General features: G+C 31.2%; 22 protein-coding genes and 1 pseudogene. 5 read left to right on the top strand and 18 right to left on the bottom strand.

Annotation, left to right across the window (positions count from 1 at the left end; genetic code table 11):
- Positions 1 to 368 precede the first annotated feature (368 nt).
- The 4 genes from ACO6OL_RS03260 to ACO6OL_RS03245 all read right to left on the bottom strand — a co-directional run bounded on the left by ACO6OL_RS03260 (position 369) and on the right by ACO6OL_RS03245 (position 2928).
- Positions 369 to 1268, bottom strand: a complete 900-nt coding sequence (locus ACO6OL_RS03260) for an RluA family pseudouridine synthase (RefSeq protein WP_485502117.1) — start codon at positions 1266 to 1268, stop codon at positions 369 to 371.
- 310 nt (positions 1269 to 1578) lie between these two features.
- Positions 1579 to 1791 (bottom strand): hypothetical protein, encoded by a 213-nt coding sequence (locus ACO6OL_RS03255; RefSeq protein WP_485502116.1) that lies wholly within the window; start codon positions 1789 to 1791, stop codon positions 1579 to 1581.
- Positions 1792 to 1846: 55 nt separating this feature from the next.
- Positions 1847 to 2599, bottom strand: coding sequence for an Rpn family recombination-promoting nuclease/putative transposase (locus tag ACO6OL_RS03250; protein ID WP_485502115.1), 753 nt, complete (start codon positions 2597 to 2599; stop codon positions 1847 to 1849).
- Positions 2600 to 2739: 140 nt separating this feature from the next.
- The gene (locus ACO6OL_RS03245; RefSeq protein ID WP_485502114.1) at positions 2740 to 2928 is read right to left on the bottom strand and encodes a hypothetical protein; all 189 of its coding nucleotides are present in this window, start codon (positions 2926 to 2928) and stop codon (positions 2740 to 2742) included.
- Between the two features lie 281 nt (positions 2929 to 3209).
- Between ACO6OL_RS03245 and uvrB the strand changes: the two genes are divergently transcribed.
- From uvrB to ACO6OL_RS03225, 4 genes are all read left to right on the top strand, one after another.
- Positions 3210 to 5210 carry an excinuclease ABC subunit UvrB gene (uvrB, locus tag ACO6OL_RS03240; RefSeq protein WP_485502113.1) on the top strand — a complete coding sequence of 667 codons (2001 nt, stop codon included), beginning with the start codon at positions 3210 to 3212 and terminating at the stop codon, positions 5208 to 5210.
- Positions 5211 to 5479: 269 nt separating this feature from the next.
- Positions 5480 to 6547, top strand: coding sequence for a D-alanine--D-alanine ligase (locus tag ACO6OL_RS03235; RefSeq protein WP_485502112.1), 1068 nt, complete (start codon positions 5480 to 5482; stop codon positions 6545 to 6547).
- 8 nt (positions 6548 to 6555) lie between these two features.
- The gene (locus ACO6OL_RS03230; RefSeq protein WP_485502111.1) at positions 6556 to 7917 is read left to right on the top strand and encodes a UDP-N-acetylmuramoyl-tripeptide--D-alanyl-D-alanine ligase; all 1362 of its coding nucleotides are present in this window, start codon (positions 6556 to 6558) and stop codon (positions 7915 to 7917) included.
- Between the two features lie 278 nt (positions 7918 to 8195).
- Entirely contained in the window at positions 8196 to 8741 is a 546-nt protein-coding gene (locus tag ACO6OL_RS03225; RefSeq protein ID WP_485502110.1) for a thermonuclease family protein, read from the top strand.
- Between the two features lie 93 nt (positions 8742 to 8834).
- Here the strand turns inward: ACO6OL_RS03225 and ACO6OL_RS03220 are convergent, their stop codons facing one another.
- The 5 genes from ACO6OL_RS03220 to ACO6OL_RS03200 all read right to left on the bottom strand — a co-directional run bounded on the left by ACO6OL_RS03220 (position 8835) and on the right by ACO6OL_RS03200 (position 15655).
- On the bottom strand, positions 8835 to 10208 hold the full coding sequence (locus ACO6OL_RS03220; RefSeq protein ID WP_485502167.1) for an amino acid permease: 1374 nt from the start codon (positions 10206 to 10208) through the stop codon (positions 8835 to 8837).
- A 268-nt stretch (positions 10209 to 10476) separates the two neighbouring features.
- Entirely contained in the window at positions 10477 to 11592 is a 1116-nt protein-coding gene (ald, locus tag ACO6OL_RS03215; RefSeq protein WP_314160543.1) for an alanine dehydrogenase, read from the bottom strand.
- A gap of 722 nt (positions 11593 to 12314) precedes the next feature.
- On the bottom strand, positions 12315 to 13688 hold the full coding sequence (locus tag ACO6OL_RS03210) for an amino acid permease (RefSeq protein ID WP_485502166.1): 1374 nt from the start codon (positions 13686 to 13688) through the stop codon (positions 12315 to 12317).
- A 427-nt stretch (positions 13689 to 14115) separates the two neighbouring features.
- Entirely contained in the window at positions 14116 to 14718 is a 603-nt protein-coding gene (rpsD, locus tag ACO6OL_RS03205; RefSeq protein WP_003145898.1) for a 30S ribosomal protein S4, read from the bottom strand.
- Between the two features lie 274 nt (positions 14719 to 14992).
- The gene (locus ACO6OL_RS03200; RefSeq protein ID WP_485502109.1) at positions 14993 to 15655 is read right to left on the bottom strand and encodes a gamma-glutamyl-gamma-aminobutyrate hydrolase family protein; all 663 of its coding nucleotides are present in this window, start codon (positions 15653 to 15655) and stop codon (positions 14993 to 14995) included.
- A 229-nt stretch (positions 15656 to 15884) separates the two neighbouring features.
- On the opposite strand from ACO6OL_RS03200, the gene ACO6OL_RS03195 reads away from it, so the two are divergent.
- Entirely contained in the window at positions 15885 to 16505 is a 621-nt protein-coding gene (locus ACO6OL_RS03195) for a hypothetical protein (protein ID WP_314161111.1), read from the top strand.
- A gap of 289 nt (positions 16506 to 16794) precedes the next feature.
- Here the strand turns inward: ACO6OL_RS03195 and rpsI are convergent, their stop codons facing one another.
- The 9 genes and pseudogenes from rpsI to ACO6OL_RS03150 all read right to left on the bottom strand — a co-directional run.
- Entirely contained in the window at positions 16795 to 17187 is a 393-nt protein-coding gene (gene rpsI, locus ACO6OL_RS03190) for a 30S ribosomal protein S9 (protein WP_003145894.1), read from the bottom strand.
- A 19-nt stretch (positions 17188 to 17206) separates the two neighbouring features.
- Positions 17207 to 17644: a 50S ribosomal protein L13 gene (gene rplM, locus ACO6OL_RS03185; protein WP_314161112.1), complete on the bottom strand. Its 438-nt coding sequence runs from the start codon at positions 17642 to 17644 to the stop codon at positions 17207 to 17209.
- A gap of 258 nt (positions 17645 to 17902) precedes the next feature.
- On the bottom strand, positions 17903 to 19366 hold the full coding sequence (gltX, locus tag ACO6OL_RS03180) for a glutamate--tRNA ligase (RefSeq protein WP_314161113.1): 1464 nt from the start codon (positions 19364 to 19366) through the stop codon (positions 17903 to 17905).
- Between the two features lie 291 nt (positions 19367 to 19657).
- The gene (locus ACO6OL_RS03175; protein ID WP_485502108.1) at positions 19658 to 21526 is read right to left on the bottom strand and encodes an acyltransferase family protein; all 1869 of its coding nucleotides are present in this window, start codon (positions 21524 to 21526) and stop codon (positions 19658 to 19660) included.
- An 11-nt stretch (positions 21527 to 21537) separates the two neighbouring features.
- Positions 21538 to 23706, bottom strand: coding sequence for a Tex family protein (locus tag ACO6OL_RS03170; RefSeq protein WP_485502107.1), 2169 nt, complete (start codon positions 23704 to 23706; stop codon positions 21538 to 21540).
- Between the two features lies 1 nt (position 23707).
- Positions 23708 to 24835, bottom strand: coding sequence for an alanine racemase (alr, locus tag ACO6OL_RS03165; protein WP_314160972.1), 1128 nt, complete (start codon positions 24833 to 24835; stop codon positions 23708 to 23710).
- Entirely contained in the window at positions 24828 to 25193 is a 366-nt protein-coding gene (gene acpS / locus ACO6OL_RS03160; protein WP_314160973.1) for a holo-ACP synthase, read from the bottom strand. The genes alr and acpS overlap by 8 nt, the downstream gene beginning before the upstream one ends.
- Positions 25194 to 25415: 222 nt before the next feature.
- The gene (locus ACO6OL_RS03155) at positions 25416 to 26141 is read right to left on the bottom strand and encodes a zinc metallopeptidase (protein ID WP_399540766.1); all 726 of its coding nucleotides are present in this window, start codon (positions 26139 to 26141) and stop codon (positions 25416 to 25418) included.
- A gap of 418 nt (positions 26142 to 26559) precedes the next feature.
- Positions 26560 to 26741, bottom strand: a pseudogene (locus tag ACO6OL_RS03150) (transposase); the annotation flags it as partial.

The following is a 26741-nucleotide window of genomic DNA, read 5'->3' as shown; positions in this document are numbered from 1 at the left end:
CTACTAATATATATATTATAATACTACACTTTTTAGAAAAAATAAACTATTTTATTTAATAATTTTCAATTATGTATGTTATTAACAAAATTATGTATGTTATTAACAAAATCCTTGTATATTAATTCCTCTATTCTTTGCCATCTCAAGGTTTAATTGATAACGTATACAGATTTAATTTAATCGCTATTTTAGTCTTTTATTCTACAATTACATTACTGTTTTTTCTAAAATTTTTACTTTTTTAATTTTCTAAGAAAATAATTCTTATATTGCAAATCTATACTAATACAGAATGAAATTTTTAAAAAAACACCTCAAAGTTGGCAACAATTACCAACATTTGAAGTGATATGTTATAAAATATTCTATTTATCTAATTTAGACATTGTTTCGACCATATACTCTGGAATTTCTGTTTCAAAGTATAGATGTTCACCAGTAATTGGGTGATTAAATTCGATACTTTTCGAATGAAGTGACTGTCCATTTGTATTTAATGTTTTTCTTGGACCATATACTGGATCCCCTACTAATGGGTGATTAATATATTTCATGTGTACCCTAATTTGGTGAGTACGCCCAGTTTCTAATTCACATTCGATAAGCGTATATTTTTCAAATCTATCTACAACCTTAAAGTGTGTAATAGATGGTTTACCTTCATCGATAATTGCCATTTCTTTACGTTCTTTCGGATTACGAGCGATTGGTGCATCAATAGTCCCGTAGTCATGCTTAATACTTCCGTGTACTAGTGCGTAATATTTTCTCTTAACCTCTTTATTCGCGATCATTTCTGATAATTTAACGTGTGCTTTATCATTTTTTGCAACGATTAATAATCCAGATGTATCTTTATCTATTCTGTGAACAATACCTGGTCTAATTGTACCATTAATACTTGAAAGTTCACTGTGGAATAATAAGGCATTAACTAATGTTCCATCTTTATGTCCTACAGATGGATGAACAACCATACCTTTAGCTTTATTTACAATGATTAAATCATTATCTTCATAAACAATATCCACTGGGATATCTTGTTTTACAACGTCTAACTCTTCAGGCTCTTTGTAATCGATAGTAACAACATTACCCTCTTTTAATTTATAATTTGTTTTAATATTATCTCCATCTACTTTAATATAACCTTCAGATATTAAGTTCTGGATATTTGTTCTAGAAACATCTGTTAATTCTTGTTGTAAAAATTTATCAATTCTCTCACTTTTCGGTGAAGTATATATAATTTTTTGTGTATCCATTACTTCCTCCTTTTTTCATACTATACTATCTTAACATATACACTCGAAAAAACAAAATAAAATATAGTAGAAATATTTAAAAATATAGTATTTATTACACTATTCAAAATTTTTCAATGAAAAATTTCAAATATAAATTAAATCAGAAATAAATACCGCTTCGAAATTTGATGCAATTTATATTTATCGAGAACAAAAAATGAGAGCGACAATTTAGAATCTGTTTATTCAAACTATGATTCTTTATCACTCTCAGTTATTGTATACAATTTTAGTGATATGATTGGTTTTGCATAGTATTTTTTAGCTACTAAGCCTGTAAATATTTATCAAGTTCTTTTTCTGTCATACCTAAATCTTGACAGGCATCTTTTTTCGAGATTACTCCTAATTTTACATACTTAATGAATCTAGCTATCGAATTCTCTCTTTCTTCACTTCGTCCTTTTTCTATTCCCTCTACAAACTTATATTGCAACGCGTCTACATATGCATCGTATTTCCTTATCTTTTCATCATACATCTTCTCTCAATCACCTCATTTATCAATGAAGAATTTTATTTACATCTCAATTTTTTTATGCTTGTAAATATTTATCAAGTTCTTTTTCTGTCATACCTAAATCTTGGCATGCATCTTTTTTTGAGATTACTCCTAATTTTACATATTTAATAAATCTCGCTACTGAATTCTCTCGCTCTTCAGTTCGCCCTTGCTCTATTCCCTGTTCTATTCCTTCATTTCGTCCTAACTCTAAACCTTCCACAAACTTATATTGCAATGCATCTACATATGCATCATATTTCCTTGTCTTTTCATCATACATAGCTTTTTCCTCCTCACTCCAATTTTTATACTCCATCAAACTATCAGCACTTTCTATTATTTCGTCTTGACTTTGAGTAAACGGTTGATTAGAGAATAATTCTAACCATCTTTTTTTATTATAGTTTTCTCTGATATCAGGATTATATTTACTCAGCTCTAAAAATGCCATAGTTATCAAATTTCTTTTTTCCTTTATCCCTTTTACATCAACTTTTAGCTGTTTATCTGTATCATCATCTCTTAAACTAAAACTTCTTATAGCTGTATCATCATCAAAATAATTTTTTTCTAGAATTGAGACTGAATAAACTGGTATCAACTCTGAATATATAGGACTAGTTCGACCTAGTTGTAATCTTATTGTATCCATATTTTTTGATACCTGATTACATATATACACCCACAATCTTTTTAAAAATTCCAACTGCTTAGCTACTTGTATTTCTATAATAACTTGAGTACCATCATCTAATTCAGCTAAGACGTCTAGGGAGTGACTCAAAAATCGTGATTTCGAAGAAATCGATTTTGTCGAGTCACCCCCGCACAGTTTATTAGATATATAAAAAGCCTTTATAAGGCGAATTTAGATATCAATAAACCACTGCGTCTATGAGTTTTCTTATAAACTTTTTTTAAAATTCACACCTTTAAAGGGCAATCGTCCTCAAAACTTGAATGAATTTGAGTCCCATCTAAAATTTTTGTACACTTAACCGGAAGACCTAGTATATCGCTAATAAAAGCTGATGTTATCTCTGTATTAGAGAATATTTTCTTAGCCACTAAATCCTCTGTTGGCTTTACATGTTCATGTCTAACTTTTTTCATAATTGCACACCTCCCAAATGTGATTAATTACAATCTCCTATATCATTATTATAACATAGTAATATTCGCTATACCATTGATATATAGTATTTTACGGTTAATTTCTTTAGATTTTCAATTATAAATATGAATAATTATAATCTTTAATACTAATTACTTTTTCTTTCACTATTCCCCTATCTATATTATAATGTTATAGAAAGAATTAATTAACTTTTTGTGTGAGTTATTTTAATTTGTACTATTAACTCACAGAACAAGCTATATAAGGAGTGGATTTTTTGGAAATTAATAGATTACATGTTGATTTTGATCTTCAGAGTAAGTACGATCCTAAGGGGGATCAGATTAATGCGATTGCTGAACTTACTGAAGGTTTAAATAATGGTGAAAAATATCAAACATTACTTGGTGCAACTGGTACTGGTAAGACATTTACTATAGCTAATATCGTAAAAAATGTAGGGAAACCGACTTTAGTGCTAGCTCACAATAAGACATTAGCTGGGCAATTATACAATGAGCTTAAAGAATTTTTCCCGAATAACCGAGTTGAGTACTTCGTTTCATACTATGATTACTTCCAACCAGAGGCATACGTTCCATCTACAGATACATATATAGAAAAAGATTCATCTGTGAATGATGAGATTGATAAACTACGTCACAGTGCAACATCTTCACTATTCGATCGTGATGATGTTATTATCGTATCAAGTGTCAGCTGTATATATGGTCTTGGTTCACCAGAAGAATATTCATCGCTAGTTCTATCATTACGTGTTGGTGATGAAATTAATCGTAATAAAATAATGGAAAAACTAATCAGCATTCAATATATGCGAAATGATATCGAATTTACTCGTGGTAATTTTAGGGTTCGCGGTGATGTAATTGAAATCTTCCCAGCATCTCGTAGTGAAAATTCTGTTCGTATAGAGATGTTCGGTGATGAAATCGATCGTATTCGTGAAATTAATCCATTAACTGGAGAAGTATTAAGTGAACTTGAACATATCGCAATATATCCTGCCAGTCACTTCGTTGCGGGTGATGAAAAAACTAAAGAAGCGATTAAGAGAATACGAGCTGAACTAGAAGAAAGATTAAAAGTTCTAAATATGGAAAATAAACTTCTAGAAGCACAACGTCTTGAACAACGTACTAACTATGACCTTGAAATGATGGAAGAAATGGGATTCTGTTCAGGAATAGAGAACTACTCTCTTCATCTTACACTTCGTGAGCCTGGTAGTACCCCATACACACTACTAGATTACTTCCCAGATGATTGGTTACTAGTAGTCGATGAATCGCATGTTACCCTTCCTCAGGTTCGTGGTATGTTTAACGGAGACAGAGCTCGTAAACAAGTGCTTGTTGATTATGGATTCAGACTACCGACAGCGTTGGATAACCGTCCTTTAAACTTTGAGGAATTTGAGAAAAAACTTAATCAAGCTATTTTTGTTTCAGCAACACCTGGAGACTTCGAATTAGAGCATAGTACAAAAATAACTGAACAAATCATTCGTCCTACAGGTCTACTAGATCCAATTATAGATATTCGCCCTGTTAGTGACCAAGTGTTTGATATTACTAAAGAAGCTGAGAAGATTATCGCTAAAGGAGAACGTGTACTTATCACTACCTTAACAAAGAAAATGGCGGAATCTCTGACAGCTTATCTGAAAGAAAATGGTTTAAAAGTAGAATACCTACACTCTGATATCAAAACATTAGAACGTACAGAAATAATTAGAAATCTTCGACTTGGTAAATTCGATATTCTTATTGGAATCAACTTACTACGTGAAGGTCTAGATATTCCTGAAGTGTCGCTTGTGGCTATTTTGGATGCAGATAAAGAAGGATTTCTACGTGGAGATAAAGCACTGCTTCAAACAATTGGACGTGCTGCACGTAATGCGAATGGTCGTGTAATAATGTATGCAGATAATATTACTCGAAGTATGAGAAAAGCAATTGATGAGACAAATCGTCGTCGTGAAATTCAAATGGCATATAATGAGGAACATGGTATTACCCCACAAACTATTATTAAAGATATTCGTGATTCTATCAGCGCTAAGAAAGAAGTCGCTAACGATGAAGAGATTCTTGAACTTGAAGAAACTGCAAATATCAACGATGATAATATTGAAGAGCACTTAGCAGAATTAGAACAACAAATGTTCGCTGCTGCAGAAAAATTCGAATTCGAACAAGCTGCAAAACTTCGTGATACTATCGCAGAACTAAAGGAGAAATATAAACTATAAAATAGTGAATTATAGAAGCAACTATGCTATTTTAACTAATAGTCCTCTGTTGCTTCTATACTATTTTAAATGATTTATATTTTCAAAAAAATTTATTCTATGATATCTTACAAATTTATTCTACTTTTAAGTTTTTATGATATAATAAGGTATGTTAGTTTTGCATCGTAATTAACAAATTTCGATCATAACTGAATTAAAATATGTGTATATTGAAATTTATGCATTATAATAAAAAAAACAATTTTTATTTCTTAGGAGATTTAAACATGACAAAACAAAATATCGGAATTGTATATGGTGGTAAAAGTGCCGAACACTCAGTGTCACTTTTAACAGCGAAATCAATTATTAACGCAATAGACAAAGAAAAATACAACGTATTCCCTATCTTTATCTCATTAGAAGGTAACTGGGCACGTGGTGAAAAAATTACATCAGACGTAACTGATCAACACAACTTAGTTTTTTCTAACTTTGACAATGATATCAGTGGATTATTATTTGAAGATGGACGTAAATTCGATATCGTCTTCCCTGTTCTTCATGGACCAAACGGTGAAGATGGAACAATCCAAGGGTTACTAGAAATCATGGATATTGCTTATGTTGGTAACAATGTACTTTCAAGTGCTGCTGGTATGGATAAAGTAGTTATGAAACAATTATTCGCTGCTTATGACCTTCCACAACTTCCATACGTTCACTTTATCGAATACACTTGGAAAAACAAAAAAGAAGCTCTTGTCGCTGAGATTAATGAAAATCTTAAATATCCTCTATTCGTAAAACCTGCTAACTTAGGTTCTTCAGTTGGTATTAGTCGCTGTAACGATGAAGATGAATTAGTAAAAGGTATCGAAGAAGCTCTTAAATTCGACAAAAAAATCGTCGTTGAGCAAGGAGCTGTAGGTGCTAAAGAAATCGAAGTTGCCGTTCTTGGTTACAATGAAGTAAAAACTACAGATCCAGGTGAAATCGTAAATATTTCTACTACTGATTTCTACGATTACGAAACTAAGTATACAGATGGACAATCACGTATGGATATTCCAGCGCCAATCGATACTACTCTATATCCTAAATTTAGAGAAATGGCAGCAACTGCATTCCGAGCAATCAGCGGTTCTGGTTTAGTTCGTGCTGACTTCTTCTACACTAAAGAAGGAGAGATTTTCATTAACGAAGTAAATACAATGCCTGGATTCACTCCATTCTCAATGTTCCCTTCTCTATGGGCAAACATGAACGTGAGTTATTCAGAAATTATCGAAGAACTATTCGCACTAGCTGTAGAGCGTTATGAAGATCGTAAAAACTTATTAACTGAAGAATAGGATTAACCATGAAATATTTAGTTACAGATTTAGAAAAAATATTAAATGCTAAAAAAGCGAATATTACTAGTAATATAGAAATTACTGGTATCGCTATTGATAGTAGAAAAGTTAAACAAGGTGACTTATTCATTCCCTTCTTAGGTGAAAATGTCGATGGTCACAACTATATAGAAAGTGCCTTTGAAAAAGGTGCTGCAGCAAGTTTATCGTTAAAAGACAATTTTGTTTCTAATAACAATATTATCTACGTTGATGATAGTTACGAAGCAATTCAAACTCTAGCAAAACACTATTTAGAAAGTTTAAATGCCAAAACTATCGCAATTACAGGGAGTAATGGTAAAACAACTACTAAAGATATTATTACAAGTGTATTATCAACAAAATATAAAGTTCACAAAACACAAGGAAACTTTAATAACGAACTTGGTGTGCCATTAACTATTCTTGCTGCGCCTGAAGACAGTGAAATACTAGTTCTTGAAATGGGGGCTGATGGTTTCGGACAACTTGACTTTTTATCTAAGTTAGTTGAACCTGATTATACAGTAATTACTAATATCGGTGAAAGTCATATTGAATTCTTCAAATCACGTGAAGGCATTGCTAAGGCAAAATTTGAAATTACTAACGGTATGAAGAAAGACGGATATTTCGTATATAACGGAGATGAAGTTCTTCTAAAAACATTAGTAGATTCTTCAGAAATTAACGCAACATCATGTGGTGAAAATAGCTATAACGATATTATTCTAGAAAACTACACAATTACACGTGATAAAATTGATTTCAAACTTAATATAAGCGACGAACAATACTTCACAAAATTAAAAGGAAAACATAACCTATATAACATTATGTTCGCAACAGCAATCGCGAGTAAAATCGGATTAACTAACGAAGAAATCCGCAAAGCTATTGAAAATACCGTGGAAATAACAGGCATGCGTCTACAAAGTATTTCTTACAAAGAGGATTCACTAATAATCAACGATGCATATAACGCTAGCCCTACTTCTATGAAAGCTGGTGTTGATGTAGTAAGTAGTTATGATGACTTCGATTATAAAACACTTGTACTGGGAAGTATGTTCGAACTAGGACCTAACGAAGTTAACTATCACGGTGAAGTTGGAGAATATATATCTGAAAACACAAACGATATTGACTTAGTAATCAGCGTTGGTGAACTAGCAGAAAACATTACTAAACAAATTAAAAACGACAAAATAAAAACACTACACTTCCATACTACAGCAGAAGTTAGTGAATATCTAAAAAATAACAAACATAAAAACGAAATTATCTTATTCAAAGCAAGCCGTTCTATGAAACTAGAGACTATTATTGAAGAGATAACGAAGTAAGAGAATATGGTGATGACCCAAAAATCCTAAATTTTAACAAAGTGTATATGAGAACTCATAGACGCAATGGTTTATTGATATCTAAATTCGCTTTATAAAAGCTTTTAGATATCTAATAAACTTTCCGAGAGTGACTCGACAAAATCTTGTTTCTTAAGAAATCACGATTTTGTCGAGTCACTCCCTTTTTATTATCTCGGTTATTTCTATAATTAAAATCGATATAACTTTATCTCAAACTTCAAAAGTGTTAAAATTAATATTGAGGGGGAATCATTATGAATAAAAAGGTATTTATTATTTTCTTTATTTTTTTCACGGCAATATTTTTAATTATCACTTTAATAATTAATCAGACTGGTGAAAGTTATAAGGAAGCAACTATTAATGGAGTTTCTATCAAGGGAGATAAGACAAAATATAAGGTTAAATTTATAAAAAAAGTTGATGGTGACACTATTATAGTAAACTTCAATAACAATGAATTGAAAGTGAGATATTTATTAATTGATACACCAGAAACTGTAAAACCTGGTGTGGATGTTCAGAAATATGGACCAGAAGCTAGTGAATTAAATGGTAAACTATTATCTAATGCTAAAGATGTTGAAATTGAATTTGATGTTTATGAAAAAGAAGATAAATATCATAGAGCATTGTGCTATGTTTATGCAGACGGAAAAAGTGTTCAAGAAGAGTTATTGCTGGCAGGTCTGGCTGAAATAAAATATGTAAAACCACCAGATACAAGATACTTAGATAAGTATAAAAAAGCACAAAATAAAGCAAAAAGTAATAAACGAAATCTATGGTCAAATACCTAATTTATAAAAAATTTATTACTATATACATTATATTTTAAGACATAAAAAATCGACTATAACCTAAAAGTTATAGTCGATTCTTATTTTTATATTCTATTCAATTTTACTATGTTTATATGAATATGTGAAGTATACGATTAATCCTACGATTACCCATACGAAGAAGATAATCCATGAAGTTAATGTAACACTGTATAGTAATGCTGCGAATAATACAATTGAGATAATTGGTAATACTGGCATACCTGGTACTCTGAATCCACGTTTTACATCTGGGAATTTTTTGTAGAATACGATAGTAGTGTAACTTACTAATGCGAATGCGATAATAGAAGCTACGTTAGCAAGTTCTGCTAATTTCCCTAGTGGTAAGAACCCTGCTAATACTGCAGTTAAGCATCCTAAAGACCATGTAACTGTACTTGGTACTTTGTTGTCATTAACTTTAGTGAATACTTTTGGTAATAATCCATCACGTGCAATTGTATAAGCGATACGGATACCTGCATACATGAATGATAAAATACCAGCCATAAGTCCGATTACTGCCCCTAGAGAAACAATACCAGCAACTTTGTTTTGACCAACTTCTTCAAGTACGAATACTAATGCATCCCCAGATCCAAGACGGTTGTATTCAACAACCCCTGTTAATACTAAACATACTAAGATGTAGAATGCTGTACATACGATCATAGTGACAATGATAGCTTTTGGTAGAGCTTTTTCTGGATTGATTGTTTCTTCTGCTGAAGTAGAAATCGCATCAAACCCAAGATAAGCAAAGAATACTGTAGTGGCTGCTAACATTACCCCTGAGAAACCTGTAGGTGCAAAATCATTTGTCCAGTGTGTTGGTTCAACATACATTGATCCAACAATGATGAATAAGATTACGATACCAACTTTTGCAGCTACCATAAGGTTATTCACAAGTTTACTACTTGACGTACCTCTTGATAGTAAGAATGTAATTAATAATACAATTACGATAGCTGGGATGTTACCATATCCTCCATCTGACGGTAAAGTGTAATATACTTTAGGGAGTTCAATACCTAAACCTGCCAGTAGACGAGAGAAGTAACTAGACCAACCATTTGATACAGTGGCTGCGGAAAGAACATATCCTCCTATTAATACCCAACCTATAATATAGGCTACAATTTCACCAATTGATACATAAAGGTATGTATATGTACTACCACTTGATGGAATTGTTGAAGCTAATTCCGCGTAACAAAGTGCCGCTAAACAACACGCTACCCCTGCGATTAAGAATGAGAAGATTACCGCTGGTCCTGCTTCTGCTGATGCTTTACCAGTTAATACTAGAATCCCTGACCCTATAATCGCCCCGATTCCGAATAGAATTAAATCCATCGTTTTCATCGTTGGAGCTAAAGTTTTACTTCTAGCTTCTGCTAAAATAGATTCAACTGATTTTTTTCTTAAAATACTCATAATAAATCCTCCTATTATTTATTAAATATTCTCCCTACTAATATTCTTTAATTAAATTATAGCATATTTGTAAACCTTTTACTATCATTACTTAGACTCACATAGTTCTCTCCTTAATATTCCAATAAATATTTTACTATTTATATATTTCAATGAATATAATTTTCTTTTTATAAACTCCTGAAACAATAAGCGAGTGCCCTATAACAGATAGAGCACTCAAGTTATACAAATTTTCAACTATTTTATATTTTTAAAATTCATTATTATATTACAAAGCGACTTCTACAGGAGTATATTCATATCCTAAATCATCAGCTACTGCTTTAAATGTAACTTTTCCATTAGCTACGTTCACACCCGGCACTAATTCTGGGAATTTAGCTACTGCTTCTTTTACCCCAAATTTGGCAATAACTTTGACATACTTAGCCGTTGCATTACAAAGTGCATAAGTTGATGTTTGTGCTACTGCACCTGGAATATTAGCTACTGAGTAGTGTAATACTCCTTCTTCTACAAATACTGGATTATCATGACTTGTTGGACGTCCTTCAGTATATTCTGTTGTACCACCTTGGTCAATAGCTACGTCGACAATTACACCACCATCTGGCATATCTTTTACCATCTCTTTAGTCACTAATTTTGGTGCTTTTGCTCCTGGGATTAATACCGTACTTACTACTAAATCAGCTGATTTAATAGCATTTGCAATATTAAACTTATTAGAGTAAAGAGTTTCAATTTTACCACCGAAAACGTGTGATAATTCTGTTAATGCATCTAAGTTTACATCAATCATTGTTACACGTGCTCCAAGACCCACAGCGGCCGTTGCCGCAGCAGTACCCGCGACACCTGCTCCTATAATTACAACATGTCCTGGTTGAACTCCTGGTACACCTTGTAATAAGATACCTTTACCACCTTGTACTTTCGACAAGAATCTTGCCCCTTCTTGTACAGCCATTCTTCCGGCAACTTCACTCATAGGTCTTAATAACGGCAAACCTCTTCCTACTTTTACTGTTTCAAAAGCTATACCAATAGTACCTGAATCAACCATTTCTTTCGTTAATTCTGCGTCTGCTGCTAAGTGTAGGTATGTATAAATAATTAACCCTTTTCTAAAGTACTTATACTCTGATGGAATTGGCTCTTTAACTTTATATATTAAGTCTGATTTATTCCATACATCCTCAGCTTTTTCTACAAGAACAGCTCCTGCCTTTTCATACTCAGCATCTGAAATACCCGAAGCTAAACCTGCTCCTTTTTCTACATATACAGTGTGTCCATCTAATACTAATTCATTCACTACACCTGGTATAGCAGATACCCTACTTTCATTATTTTTAATTTCTTTTGGTACTCCGATAATCATTTCCCTTACCTCCTAATTTTTCTCTGTACTTATATAATAACACAAACCTTTTAATTATGAAAGCGTTTTTCTAATGAAAGTTTTTATGAAAATATTTTCTACATTTTTTTAAGAAACGTAAGCTTAAAAATGTTATTAAACCAGTTTTTATAAAAATAATTTAATACTAATTCTTATGAAAATAAGTATCAATCATTTTAAGAAAAGAAATTTGAAAAACAGCTGTTTCATTTCCTTTTAATTACTGTTTTAAGATTGTACTATAACTATTCTTATTTATTTTTCTATTAAATTATACAAAATTATTTGCTAAATTTTTCTATTTTTCTAGAACACTAAAAAATTTATAAAAAATTAATTTATACTAATATTCCTATATAAAATGTTATTAAATCATGAAAATAATACGAAATAAATAACACAATATTTCCCAATGTATTATAACTACTATTTTTTTGAACATTATTAATTTTTTTATCTTTTCTAACACTTAGTACTTTATTTTCATTGCCAATATAGAATTACAAAGAATAAATTTTCTCTATATTTTATGATGAAACTACAAATACCAAAAGTGTCATTCTCTTAATTCTAGCATTCATTTGATATTTTAAAGTTAAAATATACAATTCATACTTTAAAACTTTAATTTTATATTAAATTAAAAGAATCATGAACCTTTAATTCATGACTCTTTTTAATTTCTAAAATAAATCTATTTTTTATTTTAATTTACTATTCTTATATGAGAATGTAAAGTAAACTATCATACCTACTATAACCCAAACAACAAAGATAATCCATGTTGTTAATGTAACACTATATAGTAATGCTCCAAATAAGATGATAGAAATAATCGGTAAAATTGGCATACCTGGTACTCTAAATCCACGTTTTAAATCTGGGAATTTTTTGTAGAATACGATAGTTGTATAACTTACTAATGCGAATGCAATAATTGATGCTACATTAGCAAGATCAGCTAATTTTCCTAATGGTAAAAATCCTGCTAATAACGCTGTCACGATTCCTAATCCCCAGGTTACTGTACTTGGTACTTTATTTTCATTAACTTTAGTTAATTTTTCTGGTAACAATCCATCACGTGCAATTGTATAAGTAATACGGATTCCTGCATACATGAATGATAATATACCAGCCATAAGACCAATTACCGCTCCAAGAGATACGATACCAGCTACTTTATTTTGACCTACTTCTTCTAGTACAAATGCCAAGGCATCTCCAGTTCCAAGTCTATTATATTGAACAACTCCAGTAAGTACTAAACACACTAGAATATAGAACGTTGTACAAACTAACATTGTAATAATAATAGCTTTTGGTAAAGCTTTTTCTGGATTGATTGTTTCTTCTGCTGAAGTAGAAATCGCATCAAATCCTAAGTATGCGAAGAATACAGTAGTCGCAGCTAACATTACTCCTGAGAAACCTGATGGCGCGAAGTTATTTGTCCAGTTAGTTGGTTCTACATAAAATACACCAACCACGATGAATAAAACTACAATACCTACTTTCGCAGCTACCATAAGGTTATTTACAAGTTTACTACTTGAAGTACCTTTTGATAGAATAAAAGTAATTAATAATACGATGATTATTGCTGGAATGTTACCATATCCACCTACTGCAGGTAATGTGTAAAATTCTTTAGGAATTTCTATACCTAAACCTGCTAATAAACGCGAGAAATAACTTGACCAACCATTTGCTACTGTAGCTGCAGTAAGAACATATCCACCTATTAATACCCAACCTATCGTATAAGCTACAATTTCACCGACTGCTACATATAAGTAAGTATACGTACTACCACTTGATGGTATAGTTGAAGCTAATTCCGCATAACAAAGTGCTGCTAAACAACACGCTAACCCTGCAATTAGGAAAGAAAATACAACTGCCGGTCCTGCTTCTGCAGAAGCCTTACCAGTCAATACTAAAATTCCTGAACCTATAATCGCTCCGATTCCAAATAGAACTAAATCCATTGTTCTCATCGTCGGATTTAACGTCTTATTTCTTGACTCTGCTAAAATAGAGTCAATCGATTTTTTTCTAAAAACGTTCATAATATCCTCCTATTTTAAAATAAATATTATTCACTATTAATAATATTTACTAATTATATCACAATTAAATAATTATTACTACTAATGCTTTTACTTATGTAAGTAAAGAAAAAAGTTTACTATGAATAATCTTAATAAAATAATATATAATTATTGTTAAAGATATAATTTTTACAATAAAAAAGAGTGATTAAAAAATCAGAATTTCAGGGTAATGATTCCATCTAGTTCCCCCACAAAGTTTATTAGAAATCAAAAAAGTTTTTTTAGATTTCAATAAACTACTGCGTCTATGTATTCTCATATGAACTTTTTTAAATTCAGAATTTTTAGCTTTCAAACTCAGCAATGATTTATAGAGATTTACTCTGATTTTACGCATAAAACAAAAACAAACCCCTTAAACATGAGTTTAAAGGGCTTTGTTTTATTAACGGCTGTAGTACTCAACGATAAGTTGTTCGTTGATTTCTGGGTGTAATTCACTTCTTTCTGGAAGTCTTACTAATGATCCTTCTAATTTATCAGCATCAAAAGTTAAGTACTCAGGTACAAAGTTAGTGATTTCAACAGCTTCTTTAATGATTTCAAGGTTTCTAGATTTTTCTCTTACTGAAACTACTTGACCTGGTTTAACAGCGTAAGAAGCGATGTCTACTTTTTTACCATCTACAAGAACGTGTCCGTGGTTTACTAATTGTCTAGCTTGACGGTTAGTTCTAGCTAAACCTAAGCTGTATACTACAGAATCTAAACGTGTAGCAAGTAATGCCATGAAGTTTTCCCCGTGAAGACCTTGTAATTTACCAGCTTTATCGAATAATTTACGGAATTGTTTTTCGTTCATACCGTGTAGGTAACGAAGTTTTTGTTTTTCTTGTAATTGTAAACCATACTCAGATAGTTTTTTTCTTAAGTTAGGACCGTGTTGTCCTGGTGCGTAAGGACGTTTAGCTAACTCCTTACCAGTACCGCTTAGTGAAATTCCTAAACGACGAGATTTTTTCCAAGTTGAACCTGTAAAACGAGCCATTATGTGCTCCTCCTTTTATCTTTTTGTTTTTATTGTTGTGAAAACAAAAAGCACGATTATCGTTGTTGTATATGTTATAAAACTGGAACTTCGCCTAGCAGCATAGGCTACGGGTTGCCACATTAAAAAATGTATAACATAGAGGCAATAACAATTAATCCACTGCTATTATTTTACACAAAGAATAGTTTACCATTATTTTAGATAATAGTCAACTATTTTGATAATATATTATTATTTTTTTCTTTATTTTGTTTTATTTAAGACTACCTATTTACTCACATAGATTGAGAAACTTTTTGAACGTATCTACTTCATAATCCACTTCAGGATGCCATTGTAGACCGATAAGATTTCCTTTCTCTATCGCTTCAATAGTTCCATCATCTGCTACAGCCGTAACTTTGAATCCTTCAGCAACATCTTTTATTGCTTGATGATGAATTGAGTTCACTTCAGTTTTATCTCCATATAAGCTATGAACAAATGAATTTTCTTCTATATCAATATTATGACGAATTAACTCTTCTTTACTAGAGTGTTCATCTATGTGTTGTTTTAAAGTTCCTCCGTGATAGATATTTAAACTTTGTAATCCACTGCAAATCCCTAGGATAGGCTTATTAAGCTTCTCAAAAAGTTCAATAAGTTTAAAGTCCAACTCATCCTCATAAGGATCATCTGGATACTCTAATCCTTCTAATGGCTTTTCTCCATAATACTTAGGATTTATGTCTCTATCTCTTCCAGCAATTATTAGGCCATTACACATGGCTGCAATTTCCTCTAATCCGTTATCAGAACAAACTGGGAATAAAATAAATCCAGCTTTTTCTGCGACTTCTGAAAAATAACCATTTATGTATAAACGTCTTTTTGCTATACCAGCATCCGATTGATAATCGACACTTCTTGTTGAAATTGCAATTATTTTCATATGCAATGACCTCCTTTTTAAATTCATGTTACTTATTATATAAATTTTATATAGAAATGTCAAGATTAAGCTTTCACTATTTTCAGATGTTTCTGAAAATTATAAATTTTTTAGCACATATTTTCCACCGATAAATATTAATTTTTCTAAAGTTATACTATACTATTGTAAATAATTAGAAAGATATGTATAATAATAATTGTGCTAAATTTAAAGGAGGAATAATTGGATGAATTATATATTGACAGTTAAATACCCTAAACAAGAAGTTATTGAAGACGGAAAAGAATCTGTTACAAATATAAAGGAAAATATTGAAGATGCTTCAGCTGAACTACTCCTTGAAAAGTATCAAGAATTTCAACGTGTGGGATATGATGTTAAAGTCAATTTTGTAACTTCGGATGTTTACGATGAATTTGATGTATTCAAAATGGCTGAGATTTTCGATCTTAATGCTATAGATTACAGCGCTAAACTAAAGTTTATTAATCGTTCTAACAAAGGTTCTCATGACTACATTAGCAGTCTTGCTAAACTTTTTGATAGATATACTTTCGACTATGATATTTCTATTAAATTAAAAGTTAATGAAAAATCAGAGATTGATTTCCAAAATGAAGATACTTGGTTTGGTGAAACACCTATTTACCAAATCAATCCAAAAATTAAAGTAAAAGATGCAAAATTGTTTAAAAATTTATACGACGAGTTAAATGAAATAGCTCAAGTTAGTGCCGAAATTAAACCTAAAAAAGTTGAAGAGAAAATACTTCTATTATCGTTAGATAATTACCCAGCTGGAACAGAAGTAGTATTTACGCTTAAAGATTCAGAAATATACGAATAATATATAAATTTAAAATACTTGAAGGATTATTATAAATATGATAATTTTTCAAGTGTTTTTTTCAACATAATATACAAGATAAAGAACTGCTAGACTGTCCTTATACTGCCTAAGAGAAAAATTTAAGTAGAAGAATGCTTCCTAGATGCCTACCCTAGCTTTCTAGTGCATTCATTTTTACATCTCCCAATTTACCAAAAACTAAAATCAACAATTTTTATTTTTAAACAAAAAAAGACACCAGAGAAAATTCTCTGATGTCTTGACGTAATTTGGTATAAGACCAATATTAACGTTTTGAAAATTGAGGAGCACGTCTCGCACCACGAAGACCGTATTTTTTACGTTCTTTCATACGAGGGTCACGAGTTAGTAATCCTGCTGGTTTTAAGTCTTTACGGTATTCTGGGTTTACTTCTAGTAAAGCACGTGCAATTCCGTGACGGATTGCTTGAGCTTGTCCTGTGTATCCTCCACCGTTAACGTTAACTAAAACGTCATAGTTACCTGTAGTAGATGTAACTTCTAAAGGTTGCATTAAGTCTAATACTAATGATTCTAATGGTAAGTATTCACGCATTTCTCTGTTGTTAATAACAACTTTCCCTGTTCCAGGTACTAATCTTACACGTGCTACTGAGCTTTTACGGCGTCCTGTACCGCGATATTCTACTTGTGCCATTTAATAATTTCCTCCTATATTATCCACGTAATTCGTATTTTTCTGGTTTTTGTGCTGCGTGTGGGTGTTCAGCTCCACGGTAAACGTGAAGTTTCATACCTTGAGCTCTACCTAAAGTATTTTTTGGTAACATACCTTTGATAGATAGCTCTAAAAGTTCTTCTGGATATTTTTCTACCATTAATCCAGCAGTTCTTTCTTTTAACCCACCTGGGTGCATTGTGTGACGACGGTAAATTTTATCAGTTAATTTTTTACCAGTTAACACAATTTTAGCAGCGTTGATAATGATAACATTATCCCCAGTATCGATGTGTGGTGTATAAGTAGGTTTGTGTTTCCCTCTTAAAATTGAAGCTACCTCTGATGATAAGCGACCTAAAGTTTGACCTTCAGCATCGATTACATACCATTTTTTTTCTACAGTTGATGGCTTTGCCATATATGTTTGACGCATGTCTTTTTTCCTCCTAGATGTTGTTTTAAATCTGTCATAACGACTAAGTTTTCCGGGGCTTACTCGTGAAGATATATAAACAATATCATAAGTAATAATACCTTATTTTAAGACGAATGTCAAGATATTTTCTTTACTTTTATTTATATTTCTCTATCTTTTTTCAGCTCGAAAAATCAAAATTAAGGGATACTCTAATTTTTACTTTAATATATTTATTTCACCCTTAATTTATCGTTATTAATTTTCTTTATTGAATTATTTAATTGTTTCTAATGCAGCTTTTACTCTTGCAGCTACACGTTCTTTACCTAGTAATTCTAAGCTTGTGTTTAATTCTGGACCGTGCATTGATCCTGTTGAAGCGATACGAATTGGCATAAATAAGTTTTTACCTTTAACACCTGTATCTTTTTGAATCGCTTTGATTAAAGCTTTAATGTTATCAGCTGTGAATTCTTCTACTTCTTCAACTTTCGTTAAGAAATCTTCGAATACTGTTGCTGTAGTTTCTTGTTTTAGAATTTCTAACTCTTCTTCATCAAATTTAACATCCTCAACGAAGAATTGTTTTGTTAACTCAACGATTTCAGCTCCGTAACTCATTTGTGGTTGGTATAATGAAATTAATTTTTCAAACCATGCTTTATTAGCTTCTACTTCTTCAGCTGTTGCTACACCTTCTTTAATGAAGAACGGTAATGATAAGTCTACGATTCTTTCTAAAGGTTGAGCTTTGATGTACTGGTTGTTAATCCATGTAAGTTTATTATTATCGAAGAATGCTGGTGATTTACTCAGACGTTTTTCATCAAAGATTTTCACGAATTCTTCTTTAGTGAAAATTTCTTGTTCACCTTCTGGAGACCATCCTAATAAAGCGATGAAGTTAAATAATGCTTCTGGAAGGTACCCTAATTCATCATATTGCTCGATGAATTGAATGATACTTTCATCACGTTTAGATAATTTTTTCTTACTTTCATTAACGATAAGCGTCATATGACCAAATCTTGGTGGCTCAAACCCTAATGCTTCATACACAACAAGTTGTTTTGGTGTATTAGAAACGTGGTCATCCCCACGTAATACGTGAGAAATTTTCATTAAGTAGTCATCGATAACAACAGCGAAGTTATATGTTGCTACTCCATCATTTTTAATAATTACGAAATCTCCGAAGTCATGCCCTTCGAATGATAATTCACCTTTAACCATATCATCAAATTTGTATGTTCTGTCTTGAGGAACACGGATACGGATAGCAGGTTTCCTACCTTCTTTTTCAAAAGCTTCTTGCTCTTCTTTACTAAGATGAGCGTGTTTTCCGCTGTAACGTGGTGGTAATCCGTTTGCGATTTGCTCTTCTCTTTCAGCTTCTAATTCTTCAGCTGTCATGTAGCATTTATAAGCTTTGTCCTCAGCGATAAGCTGATCAGCATATTTTTGATAAATATCAATTCTCTCAGATTGACGGTATGGACCAAATTCTTTTTCTTTTCCAATACCTTCATCATAATCTAAACCTAACCAGTTCATATATTTAAGTTGGCTACGTTCACCTTCTTCTTTGTTACGTTTGAAATCCGTATCTTCAATTCTTAATACGAAATCTCCTCCGTTGTGTTTAGCAAAAAGGTAATTAAATAATGCAGTTCTTGCATTTCCGATATGTAAATTTCCTGTTGGAGATGGTGCATATCTTACTCTTACTTTTGTCATAGTAATCTCCTTTTTTATTATTCAATAAATTATAACATAAAATATTATATCACAAACTATATTAATATTTCAACGAAAGTTAAATATTTCAAACAGAATTGACACTTTAATTTTATTATTTCTATGACAGATCAATAAATTAACACTTTATCTTAGAGAAATGGTTATATAATAAATGAGCGGCTAGAATTTTTTCCAAGCCCCGGATTTAGTATACAACCAATTTATTATACAAGCGAAAAATAAAGAACTAAATAGCATTTCCCTGCTACTTAGTTCTTTATATTATTTTTAATTTGCTTTAATTTCCACTGGTCGTTTTAGATTTTTCTTAATTAATGTTGTCATCTCAACAATACCATTTTGATTTAAATGAACTCTGTCTGGTTCAAATAAATTTTTACTACTGTTTGCTACTGAATACCAATCTATTATATTAATGTTAGTATGTTTCTCTTGTGCTTGTTTCAATGCTGCATTTACAGTTTTTTCCCAAGCTCTTGGTACCTTAATGTTTACAAAGTAAATATCGGCTTTATCAAACACTTTTACTAAGTCTTCAATCTGACTTTCAGTAAATGGTCCATTCGTTCCTAATTGGAAGATTATCGCAGAATTTTCGTTATTGTACTTAGAATAACTTTTTGCTTCTTCTATAGCAACGTATAACTGACGACCAATTTTTCCATCGATAACAGCTCCTGGGTATAATTCTTGGAATTTTTCTCCAATATCCACTGTTAAAGAATCTCCGATAACTACAACAGAGTTATATTTTTTCTCTGCATTATTTTTTTCATCTTTATTTTCATTGTTATCTTTGTTTTCTTTATTTGAATCATTATTTCGCTCTTCTTTATTCTCTTTATTATTCCCATTATTTACAAACTGAGTTTCTTTATTTGCTTCCATCTCTTTTACAAAAGCTGTAGAAATAAATGGAACACCTTTTCCAGTAATCCCCATAACAAATAATAATGATACTACTGTAGCAATACTAGCAAAAACTCTACGTGATTTTTTCGAACGTTTTATAATTCTTTTGAAAATTACACTTATATATTTTTTAAAACCTAATTTTCTTATTGGAGTTTCTACAAATACATAACTAACTATTGCTACAACAAATGTTAAAACAACTCTTAATATTACAAGATAAATATTAGGATTACCGACCTCTGCTACTGGTGTAGTCAATACTAATATTGGAAAATGCCACAAATATAAACTATATGAAATTTTTCCAATAAACACCACAGGTTTAAATGATAATAATCTTGACATTAGCGTATGTTGTTTCCCGCTGCTGATTATAACTATTAAACCTAGAATTGCTACTAATAGGAAACCACCTCTATACAACCACGTGTTATACTCAGATGTATAAATCATTACTGTTATTAAAGTAGCAATAGACACGAGTGAAACCACGCTGTATATTAAGTTCTGTTGCAGAGTTACCTTAGCATGTAATCTCTCCATAGGATATAAGATTGCTCCTACTACTCCTACAAGTAGAGAAAATGCTCGAGTATCAGTACCGAAATATATTCTACTGATATTGTTTATATCAAATAAAAGTATATGCACTATTAATGATACTAATATTAATCCTAGAACAACATATAAAAAGTTCTTATTTAATTTATACGTTCCATCTTTTGATTTTTCCCTTCTATTAACTAATAAGAATAGCAACGGAAAAATCATATAAAATTGCTCTTCTATCGCTAGAGACCAAAGATGTTTAAATGGACTTTGTGCACCGAAACTATCAAAATAATCTAGTTTATGAAAAATATACCACCAGTTACTTGAATATATATAACCAAATATAGCATCAAGGTGACTCTTACGAAGCAGTACTTCATTGAAAAGAACCATTACTACTAATCCAACTGTTATCATAAAGTAAACAGCTGGTAACAGACGTCTAGCCCTTCTTATGTAGAAATTATATAAATTAACACTACCTGTATTTTTATGTTCTTTAATAATTAATGAACTAATTAAATATCCTGATAGAACAAAAAATAAATCTACCCCTAAAAATCCACCCGGTAGGTAATTTACATCAACGTGATAGATAATAACGGCTAATACTGCTAGTGCCCTTAAACTATCTATACTTGGAAGGTATTTTGATTTGTTATTACTCATTTTTACCTCCTTTAATCTTTAAACATTGCTAGTGCGACACGACCTCTTTGCTTATCTACATCTATTACATAAACATCGACAATCTGACCTACACTAAGAACGTCAAGTGGGTTTTTTATATAATTTTTGCTAATTTTCGAAATATGGACCATCGCATCTTGCTTAAGACCGATATCTATAAATGCTCCAAACTGCGTAATATTTCTAACAGTTCCTGCTAGCTTAACTCCAATCTGAAGATCATCAATAGTTAAAATATCAGATTTTAACAATGGCTTAGCAAACGACTCTCGCTCATCACGCAAAGGTTGTTTTAAATCTTTAATTATATCTTCTAACGTTTCAAGACCGACACCAATTTTTTCTGCTAGAGCTTTTTTATCTACACCATCTATTACAGTAGCAAACTCTTCTGTTCCTACTTCTTTAGTTGATAGTTTCAGCTCTTTTAGTAAATTCTCTGCTGCTTTATAACTTTCTGGGTGAATACCTGTAGCATCGAAAATATTTTTACTATCAGGTATTCTAAAGAATCCTACACATTGCTCGAATGTCTTCTTACCAAGTCTTGGTACTTTGGCTATTTCTTTAATTGTTTCTATTTTTCCATTTTCTTGACGGTACGCTACGATATTTTTAGCGATTTGTTTATTAACACCTGACACATATGATAGTAGTGAAACAGATGCCGTATTAACATTTACCCCTACTTTGTTAACCGCAGTCTCTACTACGAAAGTAAGCTCTTTTTCTAAAAACTTAGGCGTAATATCGTGTTGATATTGACCTACTCCTATTGACTTAGGATCAATTTTCACAAGTTCACTTAATGGATCTTGAATACGACGTGCGATAGACACAGCACTTCTTTCTTCTACATTAAAGTCTGGGAATTCTTCACGTGCTACTTCACTAGCTGAGTACACACTTGCTCCCGCTTCATTTACGATAACATAGTCAATTTTTAATCCCGCTTCTTTTAAGTTATCTACTACAAATTTCTCAGTTTCTCGTGATGCAGTACCATTTCCGATAGCTATTAAATTAATATTATGTTTATTAATAAATTTAATTAAATCCTTTTTAGATTTTTCTTGCTTATCTGCTGAAGCTGGTTTATGCGGATAGATTACCATTTTATCTATAAAATTACCATATTCATCAACAATCGCCATTTTACAACCTGTTCTAAATGCTGGATCTATTCCTAAAACTTTTTTGTTTTTAAGAGGACTTTGCATTAATAGTTGCTTTAAGTTTTCTGAGAAAATAACAACAGAGTCTTCCTCAGCTTTTTTCGTTAAATCACTACGGATTTCTCTTTCAATTGATGGATAGATTAATCTCTTCATACTATCAGCTATACATTCTAACAGCAAGTCACCAATAGCCGTTTGACGATTTTTCGTTAATCCTCGTAGTATATAATTGTGTAGTCTATCTTTATCATTTTCAATACTTACACGAATTATTCCTTCTTTTTCCGCTCTATTTAATGCAAGAATTCTGTGCGAAGCAATTTTTGAAATTTGTTCTCCAAACTCATAGTAATTTTTATAAGTAGCATTCTCGTCTTTTTCTTCTCCGCCTTTTTTTAGTACTGATGTAATCTGACCGAATTTTCTAGTGTTTTCAAGTACGTACTCACGATATTTAGCGCTATCCGAAATATTTTCTGCAATAATATCTAATGCATAGTTGATAGCTTCTTCAACACTATTAACTTCTTTTTCCGCATTTATATACTTAGCAGCTTCTTTATTCAAATCTTCTAAAGATTTTGGAAGTTTTAAAATATAGTTAGCTAGTTTCTCTAAGCCTTTTTCTTTAGCTATCGTAGCCTTAGTACGTTTTTTCTCTTTAAAAGGACGATATAAGTCTTCAACCCTTTGTAATTTTTCTTGAGCTAAGATATCTTTTTTCAATTCCTCAGTAAGTAGACCTTTTTCTGAAATTAATCTAATTACCTCTTCTTTTCTTTCTTCAAGCGATTTTAAATAATTAAACTCATCCTGAATCTGTTTAATAGCAACTTCATCTAGAGAATTTGTTAATTCCTTTCTATACCTTGCGATAAAAGCAATTGTATTACCTTCTTCTAGTAAGTTTAATACATTTACTATATACTTATCTTGTATTTTTAACTTAGTAGCTAAATTTTTTGTAATTTTCTCGTACATACTATAACTCCATTTTATTTTTATAATAAACCCTTGGAACACGTTTATTTATACAACAGAATATTTCATAACTTATTGTATCTTGATATGTAGCAAAATCATCAACTGATATTTTTTGTCCATTATTCTCACCAAAAATTAGAACATCGTCTCCTACTTTTATATTTTCGCTACAACGTACCATAAGTTGATCCATACAAACACGTCCTACAATCTCACAGTCTTCTGTCCCAACTTTAATCTTGAATCCTTGAGCTCGCCTTAAAATACCATCAGCATAACCGATAGGAACTGTTGCGATATATTCATCCTGTTTTGCTTCATAACTAATTCCGTACCCTAATTTTTCTCCTTTTGAAAACTTCTTAACATGAGATACCTTACTTAATAATGTAGCTACCGGTTCTAATTTAACCTTATCTAAAATCTCGATACTTTCGCTAGGATAACATCCATATAACGTAATTCCTAGCCTAGTCATATTATACTGATCTTTTCTATCACTATATTTTACTGTACTAGCTGAATTCCCAATATGAATGTATTTTGGTTTATGCGTAAATAGCTTTATTCTTTCATCGAAGTTTTTAGTTTGATAATCATCATAATTATTATCACTACCATCAGCATTAGAATAGTGCGAGAATATCCCTTCAAAATCTATTTTCTCAGATGAAAGTAGATTATCGATTTTAACTAATTCTTCTTTATCAGAAATACCAATTCTTCCCATTCCCGTATCAATCTTAACATGAATTTTTAATTTTCCTTCAACATCTTTCATTTCAGATAAACATTCTTCTAACCATGCTTTAGATGGGCACGTTAATGATACATTATTTTCTACTGCATATTTTACATTTTGGGGATTTGTCACTCCTAATACAAGAACCATACTGTCATAAATAACATCTTTCAATTCTAATGCTTCCTCTAATGTTGCAGTAGCAAAATATCTAACACCATTTTTATAAAGATGATTAGCTATTACTCTTGCACCTAGTCCATATGAATCAGCTTTTACTATTGCTATGCCGATTTTTTTATTATTAAGAGATGTTAACTTATTGTAGTTATTTAACACTGCATCTAAGTCTACTCTTAATTGTGTTGGTCTATCATTAATCATTAATCTTATCCCCTTTTTCTAAAATAACAAATGCCACAACCGTTGAATCAGTATGGCTTAGCGTTAAATGTGTTATAAAGTCTTTGTATTCAATATAAGGTTTCCCTCTATCATCTTTTTTTACTTCTACATCATGAAAAGAAAAATCTTTGGAAATTCCAACTCCTAAAGCTTTTGAAGTAGCCTCCTTTACAGCGAAACGTCCAGCCAAAAACTCCATTTTCCTTCTATGATTTGTTATTTTATAAAATTCATTTAATTCATTTTCTGTATATAATTTTTCAAGTCGTTTTTTATCATCGACATATTTTTCAAAGCGATGAATATCGACGATATCACAACCGATTCCGTAAATCATTTTTTACCTCTTCATTATATAGTCTTACAATATTATATCACTAATATAGATATTATGAAAGATATATTAGCTCGTTATTCAGCTTTATTATTTACATAAGTTTAGTACTCTGTTAAAACACTCTTCACTATAATTAAATTAATCGTTTAATGCATATTTTGTAAAATATTGTACCAATTTAACAAAAAGATTGCCAATTTTCATTGACAATCTTAAAATTTATTAGTCTCTATTATTACTATTTAATAATATGAAGACGAATCTCAGCATTTCCATTAAAGCTACAACTGCTGCTGCTACATAAGTTAAAGCTGCTGCTACAAGAACTTTTCGACAGTGTCTGTGTTCTTGATCGTCTACGATATTTAAATCAACCACTTGTTCTAATGCACGTTTTGAAGCATCGAACTCAACGGGCAATGTTACTACTTGGAATAGTACTGCAAATAGCATTAATCCTACTCCAATCCAAGCAATTGTATAACCATATTGTCCAATTAAGCCCGTTAATAAAAATCCTACCATAATAAGAATAGTTGATAGATTTCCTCCAAGATTTGCTAACGGTACCAATGAGTGTCTCCATCTCATTGGTTTATAGTCTGCTACTTTATCTTGAATAACGTGACCAATTTCGTGTGCTGCTATCGCTACTGAAGCAACTGTCGGTTGATCATGAACTATAGGTGAAAGTACAACTATGTTATTAGTTGGATCGTAGTGATCTGATAATTCAACCTCTCCTCTTACTACTTTAACACCTGTTATTCCATTTGCTTGCATTATAATTTCTGCAACTTCTTTTCCAGTTAATCCTGATTTTGTTCTTACTTTTTTATATCTTTCGTATGTTCTTTTTACTTTGAATTGAGCCCATAAAGGAATCAGCATAATTAGTAAAAAGTAAAGTATATAACTTCCTGACATTCCATAATATCCTAATGGCATATAGATTACCTCCTAATTAGTAAAGTATATAAGAAGAATTATATCATGTTCTAATATTATTTGCTAGTATTTTGACTAAATTTCACCATTGATAATTCATATTATTTATTTTTATTACTTTTCATTAGATTTTCTCTATTTTTCATAATATTATCTAATCTACAGCTTAATTTTCAACATAAAAAGTACGATCCAAAAGTAACTTACTTCTAGATCGTACTATAATATATTGGTTCTTTGTCAAATTCGGTTGATTTAGAAAATTAGGAGAAAGCTATGCTATATTAAGTAGTATAGCTTTTTTTCTATTTTTTCGTTTTAGTCTTATTTCTTTCTTTTTATTGAGAATATCTTGGCGCTCTTCTTTCGAATATCTAGGTTTTTTGTTAGTTTCAGAAGGTATAAATAAGCTGAATACAAGGAGTATTTTAGCTTTAAAGTTACTAAAAGATCTATAACCATAAGAAATACGCTTAATAACTTTAATTTTGTTGTTAATTCCTTCTAAAGGTCCGTTAGAAAGCCCATTGTAGTACATAGTATTCTTAATCTGTCTTTTATATTTTCTAAGTGTTTTAATAGCTGTAAACATATATCTAG

This window comes from Gemella sp. (assembly GCF_057272915.1).
Note: the sequence above shows the minus strand (reverse complement) of the source record. Positions and strands in the feature narration are given on the sequence as shown.

Coding starts and splice junctions, on each gene's coding strand:
- ACO6OL_RS03155 (WP_399540766.1), bottom strand. CDS start 26,141: ATGCCATTAGGATATTATGGAATGTCAGGAAGTTATATACTTTACTTT.
- alr (WP_314160972.1), bottom strand. CDS start 24,835: ATGATTAATGATAGACCAACACAATTAAGAGTAGACTTAGATGCAGTG.
- rpsD (WP_003145898.1), bottom strand. CDS start 14,718: ATGGCTCGTTTTACAGGTTCAACTTGGAAAAAATCTCGTCGTTTAGGA.
- ACO6OL_RS03230 (WP_485502111.1), top strand. CDS start 6,556: ATGAAATATTTAGTTACAGATTTAGAAAAAATATTAAATGCTAAAAAA.
- rplM (WP_314161112.1), bottom strand. CDS start 17,644: ATGCGTCAAACATATATGGCAAAGCCATCAACTGTAGAAAAAAAATGG.
- ACO6OL_RS03170 (WP_485502107.1), bottom strand. CDS start 23,706: ATGTACGAGAAAATTACAAAAAATTTAGCTACTAAGTTAAAAATACAA.
- ACO6OL_RS03235 (WP_485502112.1), top strand. CDS start 5,480: ATGACAAAACAAAATATCGGAATTGTATATGGTGGTAAAAGTGCCGAA.
- acpS (WP_314160973.1), bottom strand. CDS start 25,193: ATGATTTACGGAATCGGTTGTGATATCGTCGATATTCATCGCTTTGAA.
- rpsI (WP_003145894.1), bottom strand. CDS start 17,187: ATGGCACAAGTAGAATATCGCGGTACAGGACGCCGTAAAAGCTCAGTA.
- ACO6OL_RS03245 (WP_485502114.1), bottom strand. CDS start 2,928: ATGAAAAAAGTTAGACATGAACATGTAAAGCCAACAGAGGATTTAGTG.
- ACO6OL_RS03225 (WP_485502110.1), top strand. CDS start 8,196: ATGAATAAAAAGGTATTTATTATTTTCTTTATTTTTTTCACGGCAATA.
- ACO6OL_RS03195 (WP_314161111.1), top strand. CDS start 15,885: ATGAATTATATATTGACAGTTAAATACCCTAAACAAGAAGTTATTGAA.
- ACO6OL_RS03255 (WP_485502116.1), bottom strand. CDS start 1,791: ATGTATGATGAAAAGATAAGGAAATACGATGCATATGTAGACGCGTTG.
- gltX (WP_314161113.1), bottom strand. CDS start 19,366: ATGACAAAAGTAAGAGTAAGATATGCACCATCTCCAACAGGAAATTTA.
- ACO6OL_RS03200 (WP_485502109.1), bottom strand. CDS start 15,655: ATGAAAATAATTGCAATTTCAACAAGAAGTGTCGATTATCAATCGGAT.
- ACO6OL_RS03175 (WP_485502108.1), bottom strand. CDS start 21,526: ATGAGTAATAACAAATCAAAATACCTTCCAAGTATAGATAGTTTAAGG.
- ald (WP_314160543.1), bottom strand. CDS start 11,592: ATGATTATCGGAGTACCAAAAGAAATTAAAAATAATGAAAGTAGGGTA.
- ACO6OL_RS03260 (WP_485502117.1), bottom strand. CDS start 1,268: ATGGATACACAAAAAATTATATATACTTCACCGAAAAGTGAGAGAATT.